Source organism: Pseudomonas sp. URIL14HWK12:I5, from assembly GCF_900176445.1.
In the GTDB taxonomy this organism is placed as follows: domain Bacteria; phylum Pseudomonadota; class Gammaproteobacteria; order Pseudomonadales; family Pseudomonadaceae; genus Aquipseudomonas; species Aquipseudomonas monteilii.
Map to the genome: position 1 here is coordinate 613,583 of NZ_FWXQ01000002.1, position 23,789 is coordinate 637,371.

The window sequence follows — 23,789 nt, forward strand, 5'->3', positions numbered from 1 at the left end:
TCCTTGTGGTGATTCACTGGGGCAGGCTTCGGGTTGCCCGGGTGTGGATTCGCTGCGAGGCCTTGCAGCCGGGGGGGTAGCGCTGAAACAGCTGGAGCACCCAATCGGGTCGGGTTTTGCTGGCATCGTTAAGCCAGTTGGCGACCGAGTCCTGGGCGTACTTTTCAGCCTCGGCCAACAGCGGCACGAGCAACGGCTCGGCCACTTCCGGTTGTTCTTTGAGCGCGGCTATGTGCTCACACCAGACGCCACGTGGGCGCAGGATTTCGATACAAAAGCGTCGCACCAGCGGGTCTGCGTCGCCTGCGTAGCGGCTGAGCAACGGCATGGCGGTGTCCAGCTGCTGTGCCAGGCGTGGGCGCAGGGCAATCCAGGCCCATTCGCGTACACCGAAATGCTCATCGCGGGCGAAGCGCAACTGCGCCAGCAGGGCGTCTTGTGCAGGCAGCGTGCGCGAAAGGTGTGCCTGAGCGAAGGCTGCCCAGCTGCGTACGGTGTCGGACGGGTGCGCACAGCATTGCTCGAACACCTCCTGGCGCAGGGGGGCGGGTGCATGTTCCAGCCATTGGCCCAGCGCCAGGCCGATGGCTGCAACCTTTTTTGACAGGCCCAGCGTCTGAACCTGGTCAGCGCAGGCAGCCAGTTGCTCGACCAGCGCCGCAGGTAACCGGGTGGCCAGGGCATTGGCCAGTGTCACCTGATCCACGGCCAGGCATTCGGCCAGGTTGCGGGTTGGCAGTTGGCCAAGGTCGATCAGGGACTTGCGATCATCAGTCATTGCTGAGGCTCCATCACAGCAGGTTGGCAGTGGAGGGCTGGCGCCAACGGGCAATAACGCCCTGGCGCGAGCAGGTGCTCTGGGTCCAGCGCATCCTTGATGCGCTGCCCGAGTTGCCAGGCAGGCGCTTGTGTTTCGCTCAGCAAGCCCATGAAGGCCAGGGGAAGCCGATAGGGCAGTACGCCTTGCTGTTTGCCCGTGCGGAACAACTGCCGGTAGCAGTCTTCGGCGCGGCTGCTGGCGGGGGCATCGTTGCGGTCGAACAGTAACGGCACGGTGCAGTCGATTGCGCGGCCCGACAAGGTGGTGAGGGTAACCGGGCAGGGCATGCGATGGGTTTCGCAAGCCTGTTCCATGTGCGAGACGAAGGTGGCTACCTGCTGGCTGCGCAGGGGCAGGATAGGCGCGTACCAGATCAGGCCGCAGTTGTCCCGGGCCGGGTCGAGCAAGGCGCCTTGCTGCGGTTGCGCACCTGCGGCGTAAGCCAGCGGCAGTGCCACCTGGTTCGGCTGGCCTTCCATCAGTTCAACGCCCATGCGCAGTTTGCTCAAGGTCAGTTGCCAATGCCTGGACCAGGCCCCCGGCAGCAGACGCAAGGCACGCTCAGCCAGCGCCAGCTGGCGTTGGCTGCGGAACAGGTAACGGCTGCAGAACCGCCGCAGTTCGCTGCGGATGATGCCCTTGAGCGAAGCCAGCTGCGCCTGTTCGCAGTAGATCGAACCTACCCCCATCCAGGCGGGCAATGCCAGCGATTGCGCGGCGGCGTTGCGTTCGGCCTGATTCAGTTGGGTAAGGGGCCGGGTGTCGTAGGCCATGCTTAGCAGACGCGTGCTGTTCATCAGGTTGATGCCGCCCACCTGGCTGGCGCAACGTTCCAGAATGCGCTTGATGCCATCGAGGGCGGCCGGGAGCTGTGCTGCCGAGTCCACCCAGAAATAGAACGGTTGCACGACCTGTGGGCGCTTGACCAAGGCGATCGACATTTGTGTCACCACCCCCAGCCCGCTCTGGCTGAACAGGCCGTCCAGGTAGGGGCCGATGCCCCACTTGAAGCAGGCGGTGGTGCCCGTTGCCCACATCGGCGAGCGATAGCGTTGGCCATCGGGCAGAATGGCTTCAAGGCCCATGACGGCTTGCCAGTGGTCCGTTAACGGTGTGATGCCAAAGCCGCGCTCCAGCGCGTTGGCCAACACACTGCAGGTGGGCCCTGCGCCGGTGACTGGCGTAAGGAATGGCAGGTTGCGACTGGCCAGGTAATCGGCCAGCGCGGCCTGGGTAACGCCTGGTTCAAGGGTGACCACGCCCAGAGCCTCGTCGAAGGCAAGGATCTTGTCCATGCGCGACAGGTCAAGTTGCACGCAGTGCTCGTGAAGCGTTGCCACGCCGCCATAGCCCCAGTTGTGGCCTGTGCTTACCGGCTGCACCGCGACACCGTGCAGGTGTGCAATGGCCAGGCAGGCGGCTACCTGCTCGCTGTTGGCTGGCCTGAGCCTGGCACTGGCATGGGCGGGCGAGCGCATGGTGTCCTGCTTCAGCTGGCACAGCGTGCTGGCGTCATTCTGGACATGGGCGTCACCCAGCACCGCGCGCCAGGCTGCCAAGGCGGCTTGTAGCCCCTGCGGCTCAGAACGCACTAGCCAGGCCTCCCATGCCAAGGAACAGGCGCAGTTGGTCGACGTCGGCCCTGCGGCTGCGTGGCAAATCGCGGTAGCGTCGCCGAAATTCGCCCTTCATCGCTGCCACACAGCGCCGCTTGGGGGTGCGGATCACCATCATCAGCGGGCTGACCGCTGTGCTGTATACCTTGGCGCATGGGCCGAGGTAACTGGCGGCAAGGGTCTGGAACTCTTCCAGAGAGAAAGCAGCCAGCAGCGAGTTGCGGTAGTCGAGCAGTGTGGCCTGGTCGGCTCCATCACTGGCGCGGCTGACAAAATAGTCCACCGACTCTACCGACTTGAGCCGGCCAAAGTCGTTCAGGTAGATGGCCCGGTCATTGCGGAGCACGCGTGCGATGTTGCGAAACGTAGCTTCCAGTTGAGTGAGGTCGGCCAAGTGATGCAGCGCCATCGAAGAGATCACCACGTCAACGCTGCGGTCGGCGATACCGGCCAGGCGAGTCATGTCTTCCTCGCGCAGTTCGACGTTGTCGATGCCTTGCTGGCGAATCGAGGCCTGCCCCACCTCGAGCATGGTGGCCGAAAGGTCGGTGCCGATGAATTCGGCCCTCGGGTTCAGGCGGGCCAGTTGCAGCAGCAGGCTGGCCGGGCCACAGCCGATGTCCAGCACGACATCGCCCGGTTTGATCAACGCGCACATCTGGGCGCAGTGGTACAGGTACGTACCGGACAGCGCCTGGCCTTGGCCTGCACTGTCGGCGTAAGCCGAGACACAGGCGTCGTCAGCCATTACCAGATCAGGCTCAGGCGTGCGCACCAGGGGGTGCCTGAGGGTAATTTCCCTGTAGATCGCGCGCAGCAATCCCATGTCCATGAACGTATCCTCCATGAAAGTCGTGTGGTGTGGAGCGCGGGGCGGGCTGCTCAATCCAGTTGCAGAACCCGCCGTACCCGCGGCGTCAGATGGCGCGGCGAGGTGCCGCAACGTGCCATGTGGGTGAGCACTTCGTCAGTGCTCCAGTGGGTTTGAGGCGGCGCGACGGGCAACTGGATGTGCGGGAAATGCCGTGCGCAGAAAAAGTCGAAAAGGTCGGTGTGCTGCTGCTCGACGGTAAAGCCCAGCCCAGGGTGCTGGTAGACCTTGGCGAACACCTGGCGTGCCTGGTTCAGGTTCAAGGCCAGGGGTAGCGACAGGGCATTGTTGAGCTTGGTGTAGGTCTGCACGGGGCCAATGGGCGAGAAGAACAGCACGTTGCGGTAGAAGCCGGCGGCGCGAGGGTGCACGGCGATCAGCAGGCTATTTACCCGGCGATGGTCCATGGCCCAACGGAACATGGCGTTGTACAGCATGAGGGGCACGCCTTTGCCTTTGTAGTGGCTACAGACCGCCAGGGTGCCGACTTCGGCCAGGCGGCCACCGCCCAGGCGTTGCAACACCGCTTCGTTGACATGCACGTCTTCGAGCGGCAAACCGAGCGGCGAGTCTTCGATCAGTGACACGGTCCCCACCACCTGGTCGCCTTTCAGTGCCACGAACGTGGTGGTGCCAGGTAGCAGGTGAAAGGGTGAGAAGCGCATGCCGGCGCGGCACACAGTAGCAATGCCGCGACGGGCATAGCTGTCGTTGACCAGGCGCAGGGCCTGCTCGAGTTCATACAGATTCTGCACCGGTCGAAAGCTGAAGCCTTCAATGGCTAGCGGCTGGCTGCAGAGGCGGCGAATGAACAGCCGCCGGTAGAGTGCTGCTGGCAGGCAGGCTTCAAGCCAGGCCTGGCGCCGCCTTACCTGGTCGCGCTCGCTGTGCACGCGCGGCTTCCTGCCGATTCGTGCCAGTACGCTCTGATTCTGCAACATCATCCACCTCCATGTGGTTTGACGGGTGTATTGGCTTCAGTGCTTGTCGGGTGGCAATGCCAAGGCAGGGCTCGCCGAAAGTGCCTGCAGCGCGGTGGAAAGGGCTTCGCGCTGTGTGTTGTCCAGCGTGTGCATGATCGTGCCGATCCAGTCGGTGTGTTCGGCGAATACCGCGTCCAGGACAGCAACACCTGCCGGGGTAAGGCTGATGCTCAGTTTGCGACGGTCGTGGGCATCCTTGCGGCGCTTGATGAAGCCGTCGCCTTGCAGGCCGTCGAGCAGACCGGTGACGGTGCCTGAAGTAATCGCCAGACGCGTCGCCAGTTCCAGTGGCGACAAGCGTCCGCCAGCCGCTTGCAACGTCAGCAAGATGGCGAAACGCCCCTCCGACAAGTTATGGCGAGCCAGGCGAACCGCGCACACGCGGTTGATTGCCGCAGCCGCGGACAGCAGTTCGAAACACAGGCGCACGCTTTGCCTGGCGTCGGCAGGGGCCTCTGCCAGTGCGTCGAGCATGATGTGATGCTTGTTCTCAAGAATATTCATAAGGCGCAGTTTATCTTGGTGCCTTAGTAAGTCAACAGTGCTTGTGTTACAGGGCTGCGACAGCTGTTGAATTAGTGCGTTGCATGTCTGTTTTTCATACATGTTACGAATAGTTCATGTGCATGATTTTGATTTCCATCAGCTTGGTGCATTGCACGATGATGGCGGTCATCAACACGTTGAAAAGGCACGTCCATGTTCAGTAAATCCATGCTTCTGTTGGTTCTGCCGCTTGCCCTGGCGTTGTTTGCCGGTGCCGTACTGCCCTTTCAGGCCACCGCTAACGCTGCCGTAGGTCGGGCATTGGGGCACTGGTTATGGGGGGCGTTCACCTCGTTGACGGTGAGTTCGCTGGTGGTGATTGTTGCCCTGCTGGTTCTGAGGGTGCCTGCACCGGACATGGGCAAGGCGCTGCAGGGGCCCTGGTGGTTGTGGGTAGGGGGTGTTCTGGGGGCACTGTATGTGGCCGGTGCTGCTGCACTTACCCCAAGGTTGGGGGCTGCGGGCTTCCTGGTACTGGTCGTGGCAGGGCAGATCATCACGGCAGTGCTGGCCGACCATTTTGGGGTAATGGGGTTGACTGGCAAGCCACTCAACCTGGCCAGGCTGGCGGGCGTGGTGCTGATTTTATGTGGCGTGCTGCTGGTGCAGGGCACCTGGGCGACGGCGACACCGGCCAGTGCCGCAGCGGTGGTGAAGCAGCCAGAAGGTTGATCAGCACCCCGGTTGGCTGCAGGCCCACACGGTTTCGCGTAGCCAGCGATGCCCGGGGTCGTTGTCCTTGCGGCTGTGCCAGGCTTGCTGGTAGTCGAACGAGGGGATTGCCAGCGGCGGTTCGAACTGGCGTAACGCCGTGTGCGGGTGCAGCGAGCCTACGGCGCGGCTGGCCACGGTAAGGATTAGGTCGGTACCGGCCAATACCTCCACCGCTGCGCTCCAGTGCGGCAAGGCCAGGGCAATTCGACGGCGCAAGCCTTGGGCTGCCAGCGCACGTTCAATCTCATCGAAGGCGTCCGGGCGCATGGCCATCAGTACATGCGGGCGCGCCAGCCAGTCTTCCAGCGCCAAGCCGCCGCTGGCTGGCAGGACCTGGCGGTCGGCGACGCTGATGAAGCTGTCGGCAAACAGCGGCTGGGTAGTGATGCCTTGGGGCCGGTCCGGGAAGATGCCCAAGGCCAGGTCCAGTTCGCCATCGAGCAGTTGGGCCAGCATGGTTTCGCGGCTGGCCTGGCTGATGGCCAGGTCTACCCCGGGTGCGACCTGGCGCAGATGGCGCATCAGGGGTGGCAGGATAATGCGCGACGAGTAGTCGGACAGCGACAGCCTGAAACGGCGCTGGGCCTTGGCCGGGTCGAACTGGGGGGTGGCGAGCAGGCCGTTGAGGCTGCCCAGCGCATCCTGCAGCGGGCTGGCCAGCGACTGGGCGAGTGTGGTGAGCGCCATGCGGCCGTTCTGGCGAACCAGCAAGGGGTCGTCGAAGTGTTTGCGCAACTGCGCCAGGGCGTGGCTTACCGCCGGCTGGCTGCGGTGCAGGCGCAGGGCGGCGCGGGTCACGTGTTTCTCGCTGAGCAGCGCGTGAAGGGCCAGCAGCAGGTTGAGGTCGATCTTGCGCAGTTCATCCATGGGGTGAATGGCTTTATCACTATTCAAATGTCTTTATCAGATTAACAAATGCAAGCACCGCCTGGTGCGGGTGTTGCCGCAGTGGCAGCGGGCATTTACCTGGTGCGGCCGACCGCGCGCCTGAATACAGCGGCACTGGGGGCATTCAAGGCCTGGCTGGAAGACCGCTTCTAGGCCGGAGCCCCTTGGCGGCCTTGAAGTGGCCTGTCGTTATTCAAGACTGACTCTAAAGTTTATTGCATAAATATTTGATAAATAACAAATCATCTTCTTGCTACAGCGTGCTGAACGCACTGCTCGTAGTAAGTCTGCCTGATTGCGGACGGTTTTAGCCGCGAGCGGCTGTTGTAGGTCTGCTCGGTAATACCGAAGGCGGTCATGCGCATCCACGGTTTGGGGAATTTGCGTACCTGCAGCTTCTTTCGCGTGGCATACAGCGTGACCCCGGAAAGCTTGGCCTGTTGGGCTTCGGCGGCTATCTGCGCCCCCCAGGTGCAGGTGTGGCGATCGTTCTGGCTTGGCGCCCGGGCTTGGGCGCCGAAAGCGAGCGTGGCCAGCAGGCAACCGGCCAACGTTGCTAGAAATACTCGCATGTTGCTGTCCTAAGCATATGAAGAGGAAGGAAGTTTGCCTTCGCTTTTCAAGACCGGGGGCCAGCAATTTGCCGTCAGATCACCGCCATGCGCAGCGGGTTGGTGGCAGGCTTGCGCAGGCTGGCCCAGGCCAGGCCGGCGACCCAGATCACCGACACGCCATAGTTCAGCCGTTGGTACAGGCCGAACAACTGGCCGTTTTCTAGCGCCTGGCCCATCAGGGCGACGGTAACGATCGCCAGGACCACACAGGCCAGGGAGAACAATGACAGAGCGGGTGAACCCGCAATGCGATTGCCCAGCCAGGCCCACAAGGCGCTGGCCAAGGTCAGTGAGAGAAACATCAGCAGGCCGGACAGGTTATGCAGTTGCTGAGAGGTAGACGGCTGCGCCGGAGCGCACCCCTGGTCGCAGGGGAACCAGCCGGTGCCCAGGCTGCCGACACCGTGTAGCAGCACCAGGCCCGCACTCAGCAGTGCAAGTCTGGAGTGACGCCAGCGCCGCGCCAGGCCCCAGGCTAACAGTGCGAACAGTACGGCCAAGGGGAAGTTGTTAACCTGTGGCGACCAGCTATGGGTTGGCGAGCCAACGGCGCCGAGTTGGCTCATGGCCTGTTGCAGGTGGTCGTAGCCGGGGTAGGCTTGGGCAGTGAGCCATACACCGGCCAGCAGCCAGAGGGGGATCAGCAGGCCGCTGGCGAGCAGCAGGCGGTCGTGGGGTTTCATGCCGGGTCTTCCTTCCATGGATGAGTGAGCGCAAAGGCGCACAGTACAGGCTTGCGCTGGCTTTGGGCCAGCTTTTCCCGAGGTGGCGCTACAGGGATGTGCAATAAATACCGCACCGGGTGTATGTGATCGTACAACTGCATGCGCTATGATGAGCGCTGTCTTTCAAGGTGAAACACAGGGCAATGACAGAGCAGCAGGTACAGGCAAGGACCCGGCGCAAGCCGCGTAGTCTGGCCCAGGAACTGGTCACGGTGCTGACCGAGCGCATTCGCAGTGGCCAGCTCAAGCGTGGCGACAAGCTTCCGACCGAATCGCAGATCATGGCTGAGGAGGGCGTCAGCCGCACCGTGGTGCGTGAGGCGATCTCGCGGCTGCAGGCCGCCGGGCAGGTCGAGACCCGTCACGGCATCGGCACCTTCGTGCTGGACGCGCCGGCCACCGGGGGCTTTCGCATTGACCCAGCCACCGTGGTTACGTTGCGCGAGGTTTTGGCTGTTCTGGAATTGCGCATTGCCCTGGAGATCGAGTCGGCAGGCCTGGCGGCGCAGCGGCGCAGCGATGAAGAGCTGGCAGGCATGCGTGCGGCGCTGGATGAGCTCAACGAAGGGGCGGCCCATGCCAACGATGCGGTGTCGGCGGACTTCCAGTTTCACCTGCGCATTGCACAGGCCAGTGGCAACCATTACTTCGCCGATATCATCAACCACCTGGGCACCAGCATCATCCCTCGCACCCGGGTGAATTCGGCGCGGCTGGCCCATGATGACCAGGCGCATTACATGAGCCGGTTGATGCATGAGCACGAGGCGATTTATGAAGCAATCGCCCGGCGTGACAGCGAGGGGGCGAAGATGGCCATGCGCATGCACCTGAGCAATAGCCGGGAGCGCTTGCGTCAGGTACATGAAGAGGCTGAGGCGCAAGGGGCCTGAAGTTTCTCTTGCCAGCGGACACTGCCAAAAGAAAAGCCCCGCCATGCGCGGGGCTTTCTTGTTTCAGGCAATCACTCAGATCGCCGCGTCACTCCACTGACCATTGACCAAACGGCGCAGACCCAATGGGTTGCCGTCGCGCAAGGCTTCAGGCAGCAACGCCTGCGGGTAGTTCTGGTAGCACACCGGGCGCAGGAAGCGGTCGATAGCCAAGGTGCCAACCGAGGTGCCACGGGCGTCGGAGGTGGCCGGGTAGGGCCCGCCGTGGACCATCGCATCACACACTTCGACACCGGTCGGGTAACCGTTGACCAGAATGCGCCCGACCTTCTCCTCCAGCAGCGGCACCAGCCAGGCAAAGGCCTCGAAGTCCTCCTGCTCACCGATCAGCGTCGCGGTCAGCTGGCCACGCAGGCCGAGCAGGGCGGCGCGCAGTTGGTCGTTGTCCTGCACTTCGACCGCTACGGTGGTTGGGCCGAACACTTCTTCCTGCAGCAGCGGGTCGGCATTCACCAGCAGGCTGGCGTCGGCCTTGAACAGCTGGGCGCGGGCCTGGCTGCCTTCCTGTGGCTGGCCAGCCAGGTGCTGGATACCCGCGTGGGCGTGCAGGTGCTCCAGACCGCCGACGTAGCTGCGCAGGCCACCCGCGTTGAGCATGGTCTGGCCGGCCTGGGCGTTCAGGTGCAGGCCAAGGTCGGCCAGCAGTTGGCTGAACTGAGGCGATTGCAAGCCGATGACCATGCCAGGGTTGGTGCAGAACTGGCCGGCGCCCATGCACACGGAGCCGGCCAGCTCGCGGGCGATGGCCTCGCCACGTTTGGCCAGGGCGCCCGGAAGGACGATCACCGGGTTGATGCTGGACATCTCGGCGAACACAGGGATGGGTTGCGGGCGCTCGGCAGCCATGCGGCACAGGGCGTCGCCACCTTTGAGCGAACCGGTGAAGCCGACAGCCTGGATGGCCGGGTGCTTGACCAGCCACTCGCCCACGCCGCCACCGAATACCATGTTGAACACACCCTTGGGCATGCCGGTACGTTCGGCGGCGCGCACGATGGCGCAGCCGACCAGGTCGGCGGTGGCCATGTGGCCGCTGTGCGCCTTGAACACCACCGGGCAACCGGCAGCCAGAGCGGCCGCGGTGTCGCCACCGGCGGTGGAGAAGGCCAGCGGGAAGTTGCTGGCGCCGAACACGGCGACCGGGCCAACGCCGATGCGCATCTGGCGCAGGTCTACACGCGGCAGCGGCTGGCGCTCGGGCAGGGCCAGGTCGATACGGGCACCGAGGAAGTCACCCCGGCGCAGCACCTGGGCGAACAGGCGCATCTGGCCGCTGGTGCGGCCACGCTCGCCTTGAATACGGGCGGCGGGCAGGGCGGTTTCGCGGCAGACGATGGCGACGAAGGCGTCGTCCAGTTCGTCCAGCTCGGCGGCGATCGCATCGAGGAAGTCGGCGCGGCGGGCTGGGCTCAATTGGCGGAATTCGGCGAAAGCGGCCTTGGCAGCGGTGGCGGCCTGGTCCACTTCGGCTTCGGTAGCTTGGGCGAAGCTGTAGGGCAGGGCCTCGCCAGTGCTGGCGTCCAGGCTCTGCAGGCGCTGTTGGCCGGCGGCGCTGCGCTGGCCGGCGATGAAGTTGTGGCCGAGGATTTCAGGCATGGGGTGCTCCTGTAGGTTAAGAGAATGTCTGATAGGTTGCTGCCTTGGGCATCAAGTAATCGGTGCCGGGTTGAACAGGGTGATGTCGTTGTGCAACCGGTGCTGTTCGGCCCAGGTCTGCTTGCGGCCGCTGGCCACGTCCAGGTAGTAGTGGAACAGTTCCCAACCCAGCTCTTCGATGGTCGAGCGGCCTGTGGCGATGCGCCCGGCGTCGATGTCGATCAGGTCGGGCCAACGCTGGGCCAGTTCGCTGCGGGTGCACACCTTGACCACTGGTGCCATGGCGAGGCCGTATGGGGTGCCACGGCCGGTAGTGAATACATGCAGGTTCATGCCGGCAGCCAGTTGCAGGGTGCCGCAGACGAAGTCGCTGGCCGGGGTGGCGCAGAAAATCAGGCCCTTGCGCGTAACTCGCTCGCCTGGGCCAAGCACGCCCTGAATGGCGCCGCTGCCGGACTTGACGATCGAACCCAGCGACTTCTCGACGATATTGGACAGGCCGCCTTTCTTGTTGCCCGGCGTGGTGTTGGCGCTGCGGTCGGCCGCACCTTGCTCCAGATAACGGTCGTACCAGTCCATTTCGCGTATCAGGGCACCGGCAACATCCTGGTTTTCGGCGCGAGAGGTCAGCATGTAAATGGCGTCGCGTACTTCGGTCACCTCCGAGAACAGCACGGTGGCGCCGGCGCGTACCAGCAGGTCGGACGCGTAGCCCAGTGCCGGGTTGGCGGTAATGCCCGAGAAGGCGTCGCTGCCGCCGCACTGCATGCCAAGGATCAGCTCGCTGGCAGGTACGGTTTCGCGTCGGCGCTGGTCGAGTTTCTTCAGTCGGGTTTCGGCCAGTGCCATGATCTGTTCGATCATTTCCACAAAGCCCAGGCTGGCGTCCTGCAGGCGGTACAGCCACGGGTCGCTGAGGTCCACCGACGGGTCGTTGTCGTGCATCACCTGGCCGGCCTGCAGTTTTTCGCAGCCCAGGCTGATGACCAGCGCCTCGCCGCCCAGGTTGGGGTTGCGCGCCAGGTTGCGCACGGTGCGGATCGGGATGTAGGCGTCGCGTGCGTTGATCGCCACGCCGCAGCCGTAGCTGTGGGTGATGGCCACCACGTCATCGACGTTGGGGTATTTGGGCAGTAGTTCGCTGCGGATGCGCTTCACTGCGTGTTCGAGCACGCCGGTCACGCATTGCACGGTGGTGGTAATGCCGAGGATGTTGCGGGTACCGACGGTACCGTCTGCGTTGCGGTAGCCTTCGAATGTGAAGCCTTCCAGCGGCGGCAAGGGCTGCGGGACAGCGTCGCAGCGCGGCAGGCTGTCCAGCTCCGGGGCGGACGGCATGGCCAGTTGGCTTTCCTGCACCCAGCTGCCTTGGCGCAGGTCTTCCAGCGCATAGCCGATGATTTGCCCGTAGCGGCGCACGGGTTCGCCCTTGGCGATGGTCACGGTGGCCACCTTGTGGCTTTGTGGCACGCCTTCGACCAAGGTCAGGCCATCGGCGAAACGGGCGCCTTCGCCCAGGCCGCCGTCGTTTACAACCACGACGACGTTATCGTCGTCATGCAGGCGGACGTAGCGGGGCGAGTCGGAATGTTCGATCAACTGCATGTTTGGGCCCTACTTGTCAGGTTCTCAGGCTTTTTGTACATCCGCCCGCACCGGTTAACCGGCGCGGGCGTGTTCACTCAGTGGCGCGAGCTGGCCAGTTCGCTGTTGGCGGCAGGCTCAGCCTGTGGCTTTGGGGCATCGTCGCGCAGCTCGATGCGTTTGATCGGGCCAACGATCACCAGGTAGCTGAACACCGCCACCAAGGCGTTGGCACCTACATACACCAGCGCCCACTTGAACGAGCCGGTGGCGCTGATGATGTAGCCGATCACGATCGGGGTGGTGATCGAGGCGATGTTGCCGAAGGTGTTGAACAGGCCACCTGACAGTCCGGCGATCTGCTTGGGCGAGGTGTCCGCCACCACCGCCCAGCCCAGCGCGCCAATGCCTTTGCCGAAGAACGCCAGGGTCATGAAGCCGACCACCATCCATTCGGCGTCTACATAGTTGCAGAACACCATGGTGGTCGACAGCAACAGGCCGCAGACGATCGGCAGTTTGCGCGAGAAGGTCAGCGAGTTGCCACGGCGCAGCAGCCAGTCCGAGATCACGCCACCCAGCACGCCACCAATGAAGCCGCAGACCGCCGGCAGCGAGGCGATGAAGCCCGCCTTGAGGATGGTCATGCCGCGCTCCTGCACCAGGTACACCGGGAACCAGGTGAGGAAGAAATAGGTGATGGCGTTGATGCAGTATTGGCCCAGGTACACGCCCAGCAGCATGCGGCTGGTCAGTAGCTGCTTGATGTAGCCCCATTTCGGGCCGTCGTTGCCGCGCTTCTGGTCCATGTCCACCAGGCCGCCGTTCTGCTCGATGTGTTCAAGCTCGCTTTGGCTGATGCGGGGGTGTTGGCGCGGGTTGTGGATGGTCTTCAGCCATACCATGGAGAACACGATGCCCAGTGCGCCCATGACCACGAACACATGCTCCCAGCCGAAGCTGAACACGATCCAGCCCATGATCGGCGCGAACAGTGCAGTGGCGAAGTACTGTGCCGAGTTGAAGATGGCCGAGGCCGTGCCACGCTCCTGTGTGGGGAACCAGGCGGCGACGATGCGCGCGTTGCCCGGGAACGACGGGGCTTCGGCGAAACCAACCAGGAAGCGCAGGGTGAAGAGGGTCACTACGGCCCAGGCAACCGGAAGGCCACCGACAAAACCCTGCAACAGGGTGAACAGCGACCAGGTGAAGATGCTGAAGGCGTAGACGTTCTTGGAACCGAAACGATCGAGCAGCCAGCCACCAGGAATCTGGCCAGCTACGTAAGCCCATCCGAAGGCGGAGAAGATATAACCGAGGGTTACGGCGTCAATGCCGAGGTCTTTCTGCAGGCTGGAACCTGCGATTGCAATGGTAGCGCGGTCGGCATAGTTGATCGTGGTCACCAGAAACAGCATGAACAGGATCAGGTAGCGCACATGCGTCTTCTTAGTCGCTTGCATGCTGGTAATACTCCCACTAGTTATTTTTGTGCGGGCTCACGAATTGTAACCGGAGTGGGGCTTCCCACTCCGGGTGCGGCAAGGGCAGGCCGCAGGGGTGCGCTTATTGCGGACCCATCTTGTCCATCAGGGCTGCGAGCATTTCGTACTCTTCGGCAGTCAGGTCGGTCAGCGGCGTGCGCACCGGGCCTGCGTCGTAACCGGCAATTTTGGCGCCGGCCTTGACGATGCTGACGGCGTAGCCGGCTTTGCGGTTACGGATGTCCAGGTACGGCAGGAAGAAATCGTCGATCAGCTTGGCCACGGCGGCGTGGTCGTCACGGGCGATGGCGTTGTAGAAGTCCATGGCGGTCTTCGGCACGAAGTTGAACACGGCGGAGGAGTACACCGGTACGCCCAGGGCCTTGTAGGCAGCAGCATACACTTCGGCGGTCGGCAGCCCACCCAGGTAGCTGAAGCGGTCGCCCAGGCGGCGACGGATCGACACCATCAGCTCGATATCACCCAGGCCGTCTTTGTAACCGATCAGGTTCGGGCAGCGCTCGGCCAGTTTTTCCAGCAGGTCGGCGTTCAGGCGGCAGACGTTGCGGTTGTACACCACCACGCCGATTTTTACCGATTTGCACACCGCTTCTACGTGGGCGGCAACGCCATCCTGGCTGGCTTCGGTGAGGTAGTGCGGCAGCAGCAGCAGGCCTTTGGCACCCAGGCGCTCGGCTTCCTGGGCGTATTCAATGGCCTGGCGGGTGGAGCCACCCACGCCGGCGAGAATCGGTACCGAAGTAGCACAGGTGTCGACGGCGGTCTTGATCACCTGGCTGTATTCGCTGGCAGCCAGGGAGAAGAACTCACCGGTGCCGCCAGCGGCGAACAGGGCACTGGCGCCATACGGGGCCAGCCATTCCAGGCGTTTGATGTAGCCAGCCTGGTTGAAATCGCCCTGGGCGTTGAAGTCGGTGACCGGGAAAGACAGCAGGCCGTGGGAGAGGATGGATTTCAGTTCTTGTGGAGTCATTGTTGTAGGCATCCTGTGGCGCTTGGGTGAAGGGTGTTGTTCTGCGTTGGAGGTAAGTTATCGTACAACTTGTACGATGACTAGTCCCTTTGCGAGATTTTTTTGCGGCGGTGCAGGAGGGAAGGGTTAATTCTGTACTGGCGTCTTCGCGGGTTACAGAAGAAGGAGCCGAAGACACCGATGGCAGACCAATCACAATCAGTCATCGTATCTCTTGAGAGGGGAGGGAAAAACGATCGCGGAGACAGGCACAAGCCCGCCGCCCGCATCCACGGGAAGTGTTCTGGGACCAGCAGAGGGTGACCGGGGAAACGGGGGCGGCCTTGCGCCACCCCGCGATCAAAGCAGAGGAAACGGTAGGTCAGGCAGCGTGCTGGCGCTTGATCTGCGCCTTGCGTACCTGGGCGCGGCAAGCATCGCCGAATGCCTGGAAGATCTTGATCGAATCAGGGTTTTTCGCCGCTTGCCATTCCGGGTGCCACTGCACGGCGAACAGGAACGGCGAAATGCTCGGGGCGTGAATGGCCTCGACCAGGCCGTCTTCGGCGTGGGCGATGGCTTCGATGCCAGCGCCGAGCTTGCGCAGGCCTTGGCCATGCAACGAGTTGACGCGAATCTCGTCGGTACCCAGGGTGTCCTGCAGCCAGCTGCCTGGCTGGATTTTTACGCCATGAACCTGAGCGTATTGCACTTCAACCGGGTCTTCCGGGTTTTCCCGGTGGTCGTTGAAGCCCGGCTCGGCGTACACCTTCTGGTAGATGTCGCCGCCCAGGGCGACGTTGATTTCCTGCATGCCACGGCAGATGCCGAAGATTGGCAGGCCACGCTTGATCGCCGCCTTGACCAGCGGGATGTCGAACAGGTCGCGGTTCTGGTCCTGGCCCTTGCCTGGGGTCTGGTTTTCCTGGCCATACAGGGCCGGGTCGATGTTGCTGCCAGCGCCGGTCAGGTACACGCCGTCGGCCATGTCCAGGTAGGTCTCGAGGTCTTCAGTGCCGCAGCAGGTGGGCACCAGTACCGGAACGCAATCGGAGAACTCGACCAGCGGCGTGATGTATTTGTGGGTCATGACTTGATAGTCATGGCCTTTGCGCTCTTGGCTGCCCATGGTCATCAGGACGACGGGTTTGCGCAGGGAAGGTTGCTTGTTGCCAATGTTGCTGTTGGACATATGTCACCTTGGGACAGGTTCGGCCTGTCGTTGTTGTGCAGGTGCACGGCGCGGAGCCTTGGGTGCAGCCTGTAGCCCCGAGCACTGCCGGCTCGTCAGAGGCGACGATTCCGGTCGGGGCATGTAGATAGCTTGCCAGAGCCGTTCGATATGTCAAACGACTGAAGAGGGCTTTAACGCGGGGAATGCACCGGTTTTTGGGGGCTGAAACCGATGCGGGCCTGTTGTGGCGTGGGTTTGGCGGGGATGCCGGTCAATAATATTTAACGATGCAGTTGGGTCTTTGCAGCGGTGCAATAAAGTGTTGCTTGTGCCGGCCTCTTCGCGGGCAAGCCCGCGAAGAGGCCAGAGCAGGCTTCAGTGCAGTATCTGCGCCAGAAACGCCTTGGCCCGGTCGGTACGCGGCTGGTTGAAGAACACCTGCGGCGGGCTGTCCTCGATGATTTGCCCACCCTCAAGGAACAGCACCCGCTCGGCCACTTGCCGGGCAAAGCCCATTTCGTGGGTCACGCACAGCATGGTCATGCCCGTGCCGGCCAGCTGCACCAGCACATCCAGCACCTCGGCAACCATTTCTGGGTCCAGCGCCGAGGTTGGCTCGTCAAACAGCATGATCCTCGGCTTCATGCATAGCGCCCGGGCGATCGCCACGCGCTGCTGCTGGCCACCGGATAGCTGGCTGGGGTACTTGTGCGCCTGGCTTTCGATACCCACCTTCTTCAGGTACATGCGCGCCCGTTCCTCGGCGTCCTTGCGCGACAGCCCGCGCACGCTGGTAGGGGCGAGCAGGCAGTTGTCCAGTACGCTCATGTGCGGGAACAGGTTGAAATGCTGGAACACCATGCCGATATCGCTGCGCACCTGCGCCGCTTCCCGGGTGGTGGCGGCCAGGTCGATGCCGTCGACCTTTATGCTGCCCTGCTGGGCCACCTCCAGGCGGTTGATGCAGCGGATCAGCGTCGATTTTCCCGAGCCGGACGGCCCGCACAGCACGATGCGTTCGCCTTCGCGCACCTGCAGGTCGATGTCGTGCAGCACGTGGTACGCGCCGTAGTGCTTGTTCAGGCCTTCGATGCGTATCAGCACCTGGCGTGGGTCGGGCTCGGGGGCAAGGCTGGCAAGGCTCAGTGGTGCGGTCATGTTGTTTTTCTCCCGCGTGGGTTCAGTCGAAACGGGTCGCGCTGTAGGGCGCGGGGTCGGTGAAGGGGTGTTCGCCGGTGATCAGCTCGGCCACCAGCCGACCGCTGACCGGGCCCAGGGTGAGGCCGTGGTGGGCGTGGCCGAAGTTGAACCACAGCCCCGGGTGGCGCGGTGCAGGGCCGATCACCGGGCGCATGTCGGGCAGGCACGGGCGACGGCCCAGCCACGGCGTGTCATCCAGGCGTTCGCCCAAGGCCGGGAACAGCTTGCGCGCCAGGGCCTCGCAGCGGCCCAGCTGGATCTGGTTGCCGGGCGCGCTGGCTGCGTCGAACTCGATGCCGGTCGTCAGTCGCACGCCGCGCGCCATCGGTGCCAGCACGTAGCCGCCCTGGGTATCGCAAATGGAGTGCTCCAGTTGCGCACCGTCACGAGTGCTGTAGTGCATGTGGTAGCCGCGCTTGATCGCCAGCGGGATCTGGTAGCCCAGGCCGCTGAACAGTTCGGCCGACTGTGGGCCTAGGCAGGCCACCACCTCGTCGGCGGTAATCGGGCCGCGGCGGCTCTCGACCCGCCATTGGCCGTTGGCTTGGCGCAGGCTGCGCGCATCACCATGCAGGAACTGCCCGCCGCGCTGCTGAAACAGCGCCGCGTAGCCACGGGTGAGGGCGCCGGGGTTGTTCACGGTCTTCGGGTCGAGCCAGTGGATGCCGCCGACCACGGTGGCGTCCAGCTGGTGCTCGCGGGCCTGCAGTTGCCCGCATTCAAGGATTTCAAATTGCAAGCCATAGCGGCTCAGGCCTTTGGCATCGGCCTTGGCCTGCTCGAACAGGGCCGGGTCGCGGAACACTTCGATCCAGCCTTTGGCCTGCACCAGCCCTTCAAGGCCGGCAGCAGCGATCAGCGCGTCGTGTTCTTCGACGCAGCGCTGCACCAGCGGCAGCATGTCAGCGGCGGCGCCGGCCAGCCGGCCAGGGGCTGAATGACGCCAGTAGCGCCACAGCCACGGCGCGGCCTTGGGCAGGTGCGCCAGGCTGTAGCGCACATCGGGCTGGCGGTTCAGGCCGTAGCGCAGTAATGCGCCCAGTTGCCGGGGAAAGGCATAGGGGATGACGCTGGAGCGTTCGATCAACCCGGCGTTGCCGTGGCTGGTACCGCTGCCCGGTTCGTCGCGGTCGATCAGGATCACCTGGCGCCCGCGGGCCTGCAGGTGCAGCGCGGTGCTGACGCCGACGATGCCGGCGCCGAGGACAAGGGTCTGGCAATGCATGGAACGTATCCTTCGGTCAGTTCAGGTGGCGGCCCAGGCGGGCTTCCAGGTGTTTCAGCAGGCGCCGCACCAGTTCCACGATCACCAGGTAGAGCACAGCGGCCCACAGGTAGATCTGGAAGTCGAAACTGCGCGAGAAGGCCAGTTTGGTCACGCCCATGAGGTCGTAGATGGTCACCAGCGAGGCAATCGCGCTGGCCTTGATCATCAGGATCAGTTCGTTGCCCAGTGGGCCTATGGCCACCAGCAGCGACTGCGGCAGGATCACCTTGAAGAAGGTGGTCGAGCGTTTCAGGTTCAGCGCCCGGGCTGCCTCATGCTGGCCGGGTGCCACGGCCATCAGGCTGCCGCGGAAGATCTCGGCCTGGTAGGCGGCGGTGTTCAGGGTGAATGCCAGCAAGGTGCAGTACCACGCCTCGCGGAAGAACCACCACAGGCCGACGTCCTGCCAGAAGCCCTTGAGCGAGCCCAGGCCGTAATACAGCAGAAACAGTTGGGCCAGCAGCGGCGAGCCACGGAAGAAGTACACATAACCGGCGGCCATACGCTGCAGCACCAGGCTGCGCGACATGCGAGCCAGGGCCAGCAACAGGCCGAGCACGGCGCCCAGGCTGAAGGAAATGGCCACCAGCTTGGCGGTTACCAGCAGGCCATCGAGAAAGCGTGGGCCGTAACGTTCCAGCAGGTCGGGGTCGAGCACCAGTGCCAGCAGTTGTTCGAAGCTCATGCGCGTGCTCCTTGCAGGTGGCGGTTGCTGCGCCGTTCGATGTAGGCGAACACGCGCCCGGAAAGTGCCGCGAACAGCAGGTAACCCAGGCAGGCGACGCCGTAGAAAAACATCGGCTCCTTGGTCACGCTGACCGCCAGGTTGGTCTGGCGCATCAGGTCGACCAGCGAAATGGTCGACACCAGCGAGGTGTCCTTGAGCAGCGACAGCCAGTTGTTTGACAAGCCGGGCAGGGCGATGCGGGTCAGTTGCGGCAACAGCACCTTGAAGAAGCCGGTGCGCTTGCTCAGGCCCAGTGCCGAGCAGGCTTCCAGCTGGCCTTTGGGCAGGGTCTTGAAGGCTGCCAGCCAGATCTCGCTGGAAAACGCGGCGAACACCAGGCTGAAGGCAATCATCGCGGCAAGGAAGGTGTTGATCAGGAACTCACCCTCGTAGCCCATGGCAGCCAGAATTTTCTGCGCGGCAATCTGGCAGCCATAATAAATGATGAGCAACGTCAGCAGCTCTGGCAGGCCGCGGAACACGGTAGAGAACGTGGTGGCCCAGGCCCGTGGCAGGCGTTTGCGCGAGCGTGCGGCCAGGGCGACTACCAGGCCCAGCGGCAGGCCGATGGGCAGGCAGGCCAGGGCGAGGGAAACCGTAACCAGCGCGCCGGCCAGCAGCGCCTGGCCCCAGCCTCCGCTGGCGAAGGACAGCAAGGACAATTGATCGAGCATGACAAACCCCTTGGACGGGTAGTGCGGTCTCTGTGGGAGCGACGCAACGCCGTTCCCATAGAGATTTCGCAAGACTTCCTGAAGATCAGTTGTAGATATCGAAGGCGAAGTACTTGCTGGCGATCTTCTGGTAGGTGCCGTTGGCCACGATCTGTTGCAGTGCAACGTTCAGGCGCTGGCGCAGGGCCTCGTCTTCCTTGCGCACGGCAATGGCAGCATCGGCTTTGGTGTTTGCCACGTCGCCGAGGATCTTGCAGCAATCCCCACCGTTCTTGGTCATCCACTCGTGCAGCGGGAATTTGTCGGCAATCACCCCGTCCAGGCGCCCGGCGGCCAGGTCGGCGTTGGCTTCGTCCATGGTCGGGTACAGCTTCACGTCGGCGCCGGCTTTGCCATACACGTCTTCGGCGTAGATGGCCTGGGTGGACGACGACTGGGCGCCAACGGTGTAGCCGACAAAGTCGGTCTGGGCGCTGTCGATCTTGCTGTCCTTGGCGACGGCAACGGTCAGCGGGGTGCGGTAGTAATGGTCGGTGAAGGCGATTTTCTTGCGACGTTCTTCGGTGTCGATCATCGAGGCGACAATAGCGTCGTACTTGCGTGCCATCAGGGCCGGGATGATGCCCTCCCAGTCCTGGGCCACCAGCGTGCACTCGACTTTCATCTGTTCGCACAGGGCGTGGGTGATGTCGATGTCGAAGCCGTGCAGTTTGTTATCGGCATCGACATAGTTGAAGGGCGGGTAGGCGCCCTCGGTGGCAAAACGCAGGGTTTCGGCACTGGCGGCACCCGTCAGCAGCAGGGCACACGCACCCACCAAGGCCATGGTCTTGTTCATCTCGCACCTCATTGCACTCTTGCTATTGTTGTTTGCCCGCCGACCACGAGGTGTAGCCGACGAACTCGTTATGTAGAGCGGCAGTCGCTTCCAAGCGTTTTTCAACATCAGGCCCGAGTTTCTTGCAGACCTCGTTGACCATCAGGTGAACCCACGACAGCATCGTCGAGGTGGATTCCCAGAACAGGTTGAACTCGGTGGGGATGCGGAACACCTCGTCGGCGTTGGCATCGGCCCAGTCACAGAAGGTGTCGGTCACCAGGGTGACCGCGATGCCCGCCTCGCGCGCCTTCTGGCACAGCATCAAGGCATGGCGGGAATAACGGCGCGCTTCGAACACCACCAGGGCGCTGTCTTCGGCGCGGCCAAGCAGCACTTCGCCGAAGTGCCCGGCGCTGATATCGACCAGTTGTACGCCATCGCGCAGGTATTGCAGCAAGTGGCTCATGCACATGGCCACGCCGCGCTCGGTCTGGAAGCCGGCGATGAACACCCGTGGCTTGCTGGCCAGGCGCTGCGCCACGCTGTGCCAGGCCGGGCTCTGGCGGTACTCGTGCACGCGCACCAGGGCGGCGATTTCCAGTTCCAGGCTGCCGGCGTTGTCGCTGGCGTCCTGGTTCTGGCGGTAATCTTGCAGGCGGTCGCCGACCAGCCACGGGCCATCGCCCAAGTCGTTCTGCAGGTCTTGTTTTAATGCCTTGAGGTGGGCATAACCCAATGAACGGCAGAAGCGCCCGACGCTGGATTCACTGACGCCCAGCTTGGCCGCGATGCTGGCTGAAGTCTGGAACGGCAGTTCGTGCAGGTTGGCAAGCATGTAGGTGGCGATCTTGCGGCCCGAGGCAGCGGCTCCTTCGAGGCTGTTTTCCAGGCGTTGCTTGATCGGTTGGCTCATGCTGTGGCTCCAGGGGTAAGGCTTGGGGAAGAAAATGAATGTTTTCTGTCATCAAGTCAACATTTGACAGATTGCTGTCACATGCAGGAAAGTTTTTGTCGTTGCAACGCTGTAGCCATTCCAATACCAACAAGGAGCTTCAGATGTCCGCACCTTCTACCGGCACTGTCGTGCGTGTGCCTTTTACCGAACTGCAGGGCCTGTTGCAGGCCATCTTCCGGCGCCATGGCTGCAGCGAGCGTGTGGCTGGGGTGCTGGCTTACAACTGTGCCAGTGCCCAGCGTGATGGCGCGCACAGCCATGGGGTATTCCGCATGCCCGGGTATGTTTCGACCCTGGCCAGTGGCTGGGTTGACGGCCAGGCCATACCTAAGGTCAGTGATGTAGCTGCCGGCTATGTCAGTGTCGATGCAGCCGGCGGCTTCGCCCAGCCGGCGCTGGCTGCGGCCCGCGAGTTGTTGGTTGCCAAGGCGCGCAATGCCGGCATTGCCGTATTGGCAATCCACAACTCGCACCACTTCGCGGCACTGTGGCCGGATGTAGAGCCGTTTGCCGAAGAGGGCCTGGTGGCCCTGAGCGTGGTCAACAGCATGACCTGTGTGGTGCCGCATGGCGCCCGCAAGCCACTGTTCGGCACCAACCCCATCGCGTTTGCTGCGCCATGCGCCGAACACGACCCGATCGTCTTCGACATGGCCACCAGCGCCATGGCCCACGGTGACGTGCAGATTGCTGCGCGTGCCGGCCAGCAACTACCAGAAGGCATGGGTGTGGATGCCAATGGCGAGCCGACCACCGACCCGCTGGCGATTCTGGAGGGTGGCGCCTTGCTACCGTTTGGCGGGCACAAGGGCTCGGCGCTGTCGATGATGGTCGAGTTGCTGGCGGCGGCGCTGACCGGTGGGCATTTCTCCTGGGAGTTCGACTGGTCGGGGCACCCAGGGGCGAAAACGCCATGGACCGGGCAACTGATCATCGTCATCGACCCGCACAAGGCCGAGGGCGAGCGCTTTGCCCAGCGCAGCCGCGAGTTGGTGGAACAGATGCAGGCGGTGGGGTTGACGCGCATGCCGGGTGAGCGGCGATACCGCGAGCGTGAGGTGGCTGAGGAGGAGGGGGTGGCGGTGACCGAGCAGGAGTTGCAGGGCCTGAAAGACTTGCTTGGCTGACCCGGCCCTTTCGCGGGCACGCGCGCTCCCACAGGTACGCGCTGAACCTGTGGGAGCGGGCGTGCCGCTAAGAATCCAGCACAAATTCCCAGCCATGCAATGTTGCATAGACAACCTTGCACAATAGTGGATGTTCCTGAACCCGCACTCCGGGTATGCTCAACGCTGACTTTTCGTACTGTCCTGATCCAAGGAGCTGCACGCTGTGTTCAAACATGTCGATGCCTATGCCGGCGACCCGATCCTCTCGTTGATGGAAACCTTCAAGGCCGATCCGCGCGCCGACAAGGTCAACCTGAGTATCGGCCTGTACTACGATGAGGCTGGCGTGGTGCCGCAACTGGCGGCTGTGGATGCGGTGGAAAAACGCATCGCCGGCCAGGACCACGAAGCTTCCCTGTACCTGCCGATGGAAGGCCTGGCCAGCTACCGCCAGGCGATCCAGGCACTGCTGTTCGGTGCCGATCACCCGGCTGTGACCGGCGGCCGCGTGGCCACCGTGCAGACCGTGGGTGGCTCCGGCGCCCTGAAAGTCGGTGCCGACTTCCTCAAGCGCTATTTCCCGCAGTCCGAAGTCTGGGTCAGCAACCCAACCTGGGACAACCACCGCGCCATCTTCGAAGGCGCCGGCTTCAAGGTGCACACCTACCCGTACTTCGACCAGGCCACCCGTGGCGTGGACTTCGACGGCATGCTGGACACCCTGCAGACCCTGCCGGCCAACAGCGTGGTACTGCTGCACCCCTGCTGCCACAACCCGACCGGCGCCGACCTGGAACAACACCAGTGGCAACAAGTGGTCGAAGTGGTCAAGGCACGCCAGCTGATCCCGTTCCTCGACATCGCCTACCAAGGCTTCGCCGAAGGCCTGGTGGAAGACGCCTACGCCATCCGCGAAATGGCCCGTGCCGGTGTGCCGTGCCTGGTCAGCAACTCGTTCTCGAAAATCTTCTCGCTGTATGGCGAGCGGGTAGGCGGCCTGTCGGTGGTCTGCGACGATGACGCCACCGCCCAGAGCGTGCTTGGCCAGCTCAAGGCCACCGTACGCCGCAACTACTCCAGCCCGCCCAACTTCGGCGCCCAACTGGTCGCTGGCGTGCTGAGCGATGCCGGCCTCAATGCCCAATGGGCCGAAGAAGTGGAAGTAATGCGCAAGCGTATCCTCGACATGCGCCAGGCGCTGGTCGATGCCCTGGCGGTGCTGTTGCCAGGCCAGGACTTCCAGTTCTTCCTGCGCCAGCGTGGCATGTTCAGCTACACCGGCTTCAGCGTCGAGCAGGTGCGCCGCCTGCGGGACGAATTCGGGGTGTACCTGATCGACAGTGGCCGCGTGTGCATGTCCGGCCTGCGCCCGGCCAACCTGCAACGGGTTGCCGAAGCGTTCGCTGCCGTCCAGAAGTAACACCGCCAAGGGGCCTGCGCGGCCCCTTGCATTTCCTGTCGGCACAACCCGCTTGTAAAGACAAGTGCAACCGCCC

The 23,789-nt window shown here is 63.3% G+C and carries 23 protein-coding genes and 1 pseudogene; 5 read left to right on the forward strand and 19 right to left on the reverse strand.

All coding sequences use genetic code 11. The features are described 5' to 3' along the window. Positions 1-13: 13 nt before the first annotated feature. From B9A31_RS07495 to B9A31_RS07515, 5 genes are read right to left on the reverse strand one after another with little or no spacing between them, the layout of a single operon-like run. Positions 14-778: a hypothetical protein gene (locus B9A31_RS07495; protein ID WP_025752615.1), complete on the reverse strand. Its 765-nt coding sequence runs from the start codon at positions 776-778 to the stop codon at positions 14-16. Next, positions 775-2,412, reverse strand: coding sequence for an FAD-binding oxidoreductase (locus B9A31_RS07500; RefSeq protein ID WP_027614951.1), 1,638 nt, complete (start codon positions 2,410-2,412; stop codon positions 775-777). Before B9A31_RS07500 ends, B9A31_RS07495 begins: the two co-directional genes overlap by 4 nt. After that, positions 2,402-3,268, reverse strand: a complete 867-nt coding sequence (locus B9A31_RS07505; RefSeq protein WP_019099570.1) for a class I SAM-dependent methyltransferase — start codon at positions 3,266-3,268, stop codon at positions 2,402-2,404. The genes B9A31_RS07500 and B9A31_RS07505 overlap by 11 nt, the downstream gene beginning before the upstream one ends. 50 nt (positions 3,269-3,318) lie before the next feature. Then, positions 3,319-4,248, reverse strand: a complete 930-nt coding sequence (locus tag B9A31_RS07510; RefSeq protein ID WP_019099571.1) for a GNAT family N-acetyltransferase — start codon at positions 4,246-4,248, stop codon at positions 3,319-3,321. 36 nt (positions 4,249-4,284) lie between these two features. Then, positions 4,285-4,794: a MarR family winged helix-turn-helix transcriptional regulator gene (locus B9A31_RS07515; RefSeq protein ID WP_084296844.1), complete on the reverse strand. Its 510-nt coding sequence runs from the start codon at positions 4,792-4,794 to the stop codon at positions 4,285-4,287. A gap of 195 nt (positions 4,795-4,989) precedes the next feature. Between B9A31_RS07515 and B9A31_RS07520 the strand changes: the two genes are divergently transcribed. After that, positions 4,990-5,508 carry a DMT family transporter gene (locus tag B9A31_RS07520; RefSeq protein ID WP_027608904.1) on the forward strand — a complete coding sequence of 173 codons (519 nt, stop codon included), beginning with the start codon at positions 4,990-4,992 and terminating at the stop codon, positions 5,506-5,508. Here the strand turns inward: B9A31_RS07520 and B9A31_RS07525 are convergent, their stop codons facing one another. After that, complete coding sequence (locus tag B9A31_RS07525) at positions 5,509-6,417, reverse strand: LysR family transcriptional regulator (protein ID WP_025752611.1); 909 nt, start codon at positions 6,415-6,417, stop codon at positions 5,509-5,511. It abuts the gene before it with no gap. 58 nt (positions 6,418-6,475) lie between these two features. Between B9A31_RS07525 and B9A31_RS26975 the strand changes: the two are divergent. After that, positions 6,476-6,591: pseudogene (locus tag B9A31_RS26975) on the forward strand (LysR family transcriptional regulator); the annotation flags it as partial. A gap of 89 nt (positions 6,592-6,680) precedes the next feature. Here B9A31_RS26975 and B9A31_RS07530 read toward each other — a convergent pair. Together B9A31_RS07530 and B9A31_RS07535 are read right to left on the reverse strand one after the other, a co-directional pair. Continuing rightward, entirely contained in the window at positions 6,681-7,010 is a 330-nt protein-coding gene (locus B9A31_RS07530) for a hypothetical protein (RefSeq protein WP_025752610.1), read from the reverse strand. A gap of 74 nt (positions 7,011-7,084) precedes the next feature. Then, a complete protein-coding gene (locus B9A31_RS07535; RefSeq protein WP_025752608.1) occupies positions 7,085-7,735 on the reverse strand; it encodes a DUF998 domain-containing protein in 651 nt (216 codons plus the stop codon). Positions 7,736-7,920: 185 nt separating this feature from the next. Here B9A31_RS07535 and B9A31_RS07540 point away from each other — a divergent pair, with 185 nt between their 5' ends. After that, positions 7,921-8,670: a FadR/GntR family transcriptional regulator gene (locus B9A31_RS07540; protein ID WP_019099577.1), complete on the forward strand. Its 750-nt coding sequence runs from the start codon at positions 7,921-7,923 to the stop codon at positions 8,668-8,670. 75 nt (positions 8,671-8,745) lie between these two features. Here B9A31_RS07540 and B9A31_RS07545 read toward each other — a convergent pair whose 3' ends face one another. The 11 genes from B9A31_RS07545 to B9A31_RS07595 all read right to left on the reverse strand — a co-directional run bounded on the left by B9A31_RS07545 (position 8,746) and on the right by B9A31_RS07595 (position 21,142). Continuing rightward, a complete protein-coding gene (locus B9A31_RS07545; RefSeq protein ID WP_025752606.1) occupies positions 8,746-10,326 on the reverse strand; it encodes an aldehyde dehydrogenase (NADP(+)) in 1,581 nt (526 codons plus the stop codon). A gap of 51 nt (positions 10,327-10,377) precedes the next feature. Next, positions 10,378-11,931, reverse strand: coding sequence for a galactarate dehydratase (garD, locus tag B9A31_RS07550; protein WP_025752604.1), 1,554 nt, complete (start codon positions 11,929-11,931; stop codon positions 10,378-10,380). A gap of 77 nt (positions 11,932-12,008) precedes the next feature. Continuing rightward, a complete protein-coding gene (locus tag B9A31_RS07555; RefSeq protein ID WP_019098352.1) occupies positions 12,009-13,373 on the reverse strand; it encodes an MFS transporter in 1,365 nt (454 codons plus the stop codon). Between the two features lie 103 nt (positions 13,374-13,476). Beyond that, on the reverse strand, positions 13,477-14,388 hold the full coding sequence (gene kdgD, locus B9A31_RS07560; RefSeq protein WP_016713836.1) for a 5-dehydro-4-deoxyglucarate dehydratase: 912 nt from the start codon (positions 14,386-14,388) through the stop codon (positions 13,477-13,479). 361 nt (positions 14,389-14,749) lie between these two features. Beyond that, entirely contained in the window at positions 14,750-15,559 is an 810-nt protein-coding gene (locus B9A31_RS07565) for a gamma-glutamyl-gamma-aminobutyrate hydrolase family protein (protein WP_016713837.1), read from the reverse strand. A 357-nt stretch (positions 15,560-15,916) separates the two neighbouring features. Next, positions 15,917-16,699: an amino acid ABC transporter ATP-binding protein gene (locus tag B9A31_RS07570; RefSeq protein WP_019098353.1), complete on the reverse strand. Its 783-nt coding sequence runs from the start codon at positions 16,697-16,699 to the stop codon at positions 15,917-15,919. Between the two features lie 22 nt (positions 16,700-16,721). Further along, the gene (locus B9A31_RS07575; protein ID WP_016713839.1) at positions 16,722-17,966 is read right to left on the reverse strand and encodes an NAD(P)/FAD-dependent oxidoreductase; all 1,245 of its coding nucleotides are present in this window, start codon (positions 17,964-17,966) and stop codon (positions 16,722-16,724) included. A 16-nt stretch (positions 17,967-17,982) separates the two neighbouring features. Beyond that, positions 17,983-18,693, reverse strand: coding sequence for an ABC transporter permease (locus B9A31_RS07580; RefSeq protein WP_019098354.1), 711 nt, complete (start codon positions 18,691-18,693; stop codon positions 17,983-17,985). Then, positions 18,690-19,409: an ABC transporter permease gene (locus tag B9A31_RS07585; RefSeq protein ID WP_016713841.1), complete on the reverse strand. Its 720-nt coding sequence runs from the start codon at positions 19,407-19,409 to the stop codon at positions 18,690-18,692. The genes B9A31_RS07580 and B9A31_RS07585 overlap by 4 nt, the downstream gene beginning before the upstream one ends. 85 nt (positions 19,410-19,494) lie before the next feature. Next, positions 19,495-20,247: a transporter substrate-binding domain-containing protein gene (locus tag B9A31_RS07590; protein WP_019098355.1), complete on the reverse strand. Its 753-nt coding sequence runs from the start codon at positions 20,245-20,247 to the stop codon at positions 19,495-19,497. A gap of 22 nt (positions 20,248-20,269) precedes the next feature. Then, positions 20,270-21,142 (reverse strand): MurR/RpiR family transcriptional regulator, encoded by an 873-nt coding sequence (locus B9A31_RS07595; RefSeq protein ID WP_016713843.1) that lies wholly within the window; start codon positions 21,140-21,142, stop codon positions 20,270-20,272. A 143-nt stretch (positions 21,143-21,285) separates the two neighbouring features. Here B9A31_RS07595 and B9A31_RS07600 point away from each other — a divergent pair, with 143 nt between their 5' ends. Together B9A31_RS07600 and B9A31_RS07605 are read left to right on the forward strand one after the other, a co-directional pair. Further along, complete coding sequence (locus B9A31_RS07600) at positions 21,286-22,311, forward strand: Ldh family oxidoreductase (protein WP_084296845.1); 1,026 nt, start codon at positions 21,286-21,288, stop codon at positions 22,309-22,311. 205 nt (positions 22,312-22,516) lie between these two features. Beyond that, positions 22,517-23,713, forward strand: a complete 1,197-nt coding sequence (locus B9A31_RS07605) for an amino acid aminotransferase (RefSeq protein WP_019098357.1) — start codon at positions 22,517-22,519, stop codon at positions 23,711-23,713. Positions 23,714-23,789: the final 76 nt, after the last annotated feature.

What these genes read in the sequence shown, in the direction of transcription:
- B9A31_RS07495 (WP_025752615.1), bottom strand. Translation starts at nt 778, where the DNA reads ATGACTGATGATCGCAAGTCCCTGATCGACCTTGGCCAACTGCCAACC.
- B9A31_RS07505 (WP_019099570.1), bottom strand. Translation starts at nt 3,268, where the DNA reads ATGGACATGGGATTGCTGCGCGCGATCTACAGGGAAATTACCCTCAGG.
- B9A31_RS07510 (WP_019099571.1), bottom strand. Translation starts at nt 4,248, where the DNA reads ATGTTGCAGAATCAGAGCGTACTGGCACGAATCGGCAGGAAGCCGCGC.
- B9A31_RS07515 (WP_084296844.1), bottom strand. Translation starts at nt 4,794, where the DNA reads ATGAATATTCTTGAGAACAAGCATCACATCATGCTCGACGCACTGGCA.
- B9A31_RS07520 (WP_027608904.1), top strand. Translation starts at nt 4,990, where the DNA reads ATGTTCAGTAAATCCATGCTTCTGTTGGTTCTGCCGCTTGCCCTGGCG.
- B9A31_RS07525 (WP_025752611.1), bottom strand. Translation starts at nt 6,417, where the DNA reads ATGGATGAACTGCGCAAGATCGACCTCAACCTGCTGCTGGCCCTTCAC.
- B9A31_RS07530 (WP_025752610.1), bottom strand. Translation starts at nt 7,010, where the DNA reads ATGCGAGTATTTCTAGCAACGTTGGCCGGTTGCCTGCTGGCCACGCTC.
- B9A31_RS07535 (WP_025752608.1), bottom strand. Translation starts at nt 7,735, where the DNA reads ATGAAACCCCACGACCGCCTGCTGCTCGCCAGCGGCCTGCTGATCCCC.
- B9A31_RS07540 (WP_019099577.1), top strand. Translation starts at nt 7,921, where the DNA reads ATGACAGAGCAGCAGGTACAGGCAAGGACCCGGCGCAAGCCGCGTAGT.
- B9A31_RS07545 (WP_025752606.1), bottom strand. Translation starts at nt 10,326, where the DNA reads ATGCCTGAAATCCTCGGCCACAACTTCATCGCCGGCCAGCGCAGCGCC.
- garD (WP_025752604.1), bottom strand. Translation starts at nt 11,931, where the DNA reads ATGCAGTTGATCGAACATTCCGACTCGCCCCGCTACGTCCGCCTGCAT.
- B9A31_RS07555 (WP_019098352.1), bottom strand. Translation starts at nt 13,373, where the DNA reads ATGCAAGCGACTAAGAAGACGCATGTGCGCTACCTGATCCTGTTCATG.
- kdgD (WP_016713836.1), bottom strand. Translation starts at nt 14,388, where the DNA reads ATGACTCCACAAGAACTGAAATCCATCCTCTCCCACGGCCTGCTGTCT.
- B9A31_RS07565 (WP_016713837.1), bottom strand. Translation starts at nt 15,559, where the DNA reads ATGTCCAACAGCAACATTGGCAACAAGCAACCTTCCCTGCGCAAACCC.
- B9A31_RS07570 (WP_019098353.1), bottom strand. Translation starts at nt 16,699, where the DNA reads ATGACCGCACCACTGAGCCTTGCCAGCCTTGCCCCCGAGCCCGACCCA.
- B9A31_RS07575 (WP_016713839.1), bottom strand. Translation starts at nt 17,966, where the DNA reads ATGCATTGCCAGACCCTTGTCCTCGGCGCCGGCATCGTCGGCGTCAGC.
- B9A31_RS07580 (WP_019098354.1), bottom strand. Translation starts at nt 18,693, where the DNA reads ATGAGCTTCGAACAACTGCTGGCACTGGTGCTCGACCCCGACCTGCTG.
- B9A31_RS07585 (WP_016713841.1), bottom strand. Translation starts at nt 19,409, where the DNA reads ATGCTCGATCAATTGTCCTTGCTGTCCTTCGCCAGCGGAGGCTGGGGC.
- B9A31_RS07590 (WP_019098355.1), bottom strand. Translation starts at nt 20,247, where the DNA reads ATGAACAAGACCATGGCCTTGGTGGGTGCGTGTGCCCTGCTGCTGACG.
- B9A31_RS07595 (WP_016713843.1), bottom strand. Translation starts at nt 21,142, where the DNA reads ATGAGCCAACCGATCAAGCAACGCCTGGAAAACAGCCTCGAAGGAGCC.
- B9A31_RS07600 (WP_084296845.1), top strand. Translation starts at nt 21,286, where the DNA reads ATGTCCGCACCTTCTACCGGCACTGTCGTGCGTGTGCCTTTTACCGAA.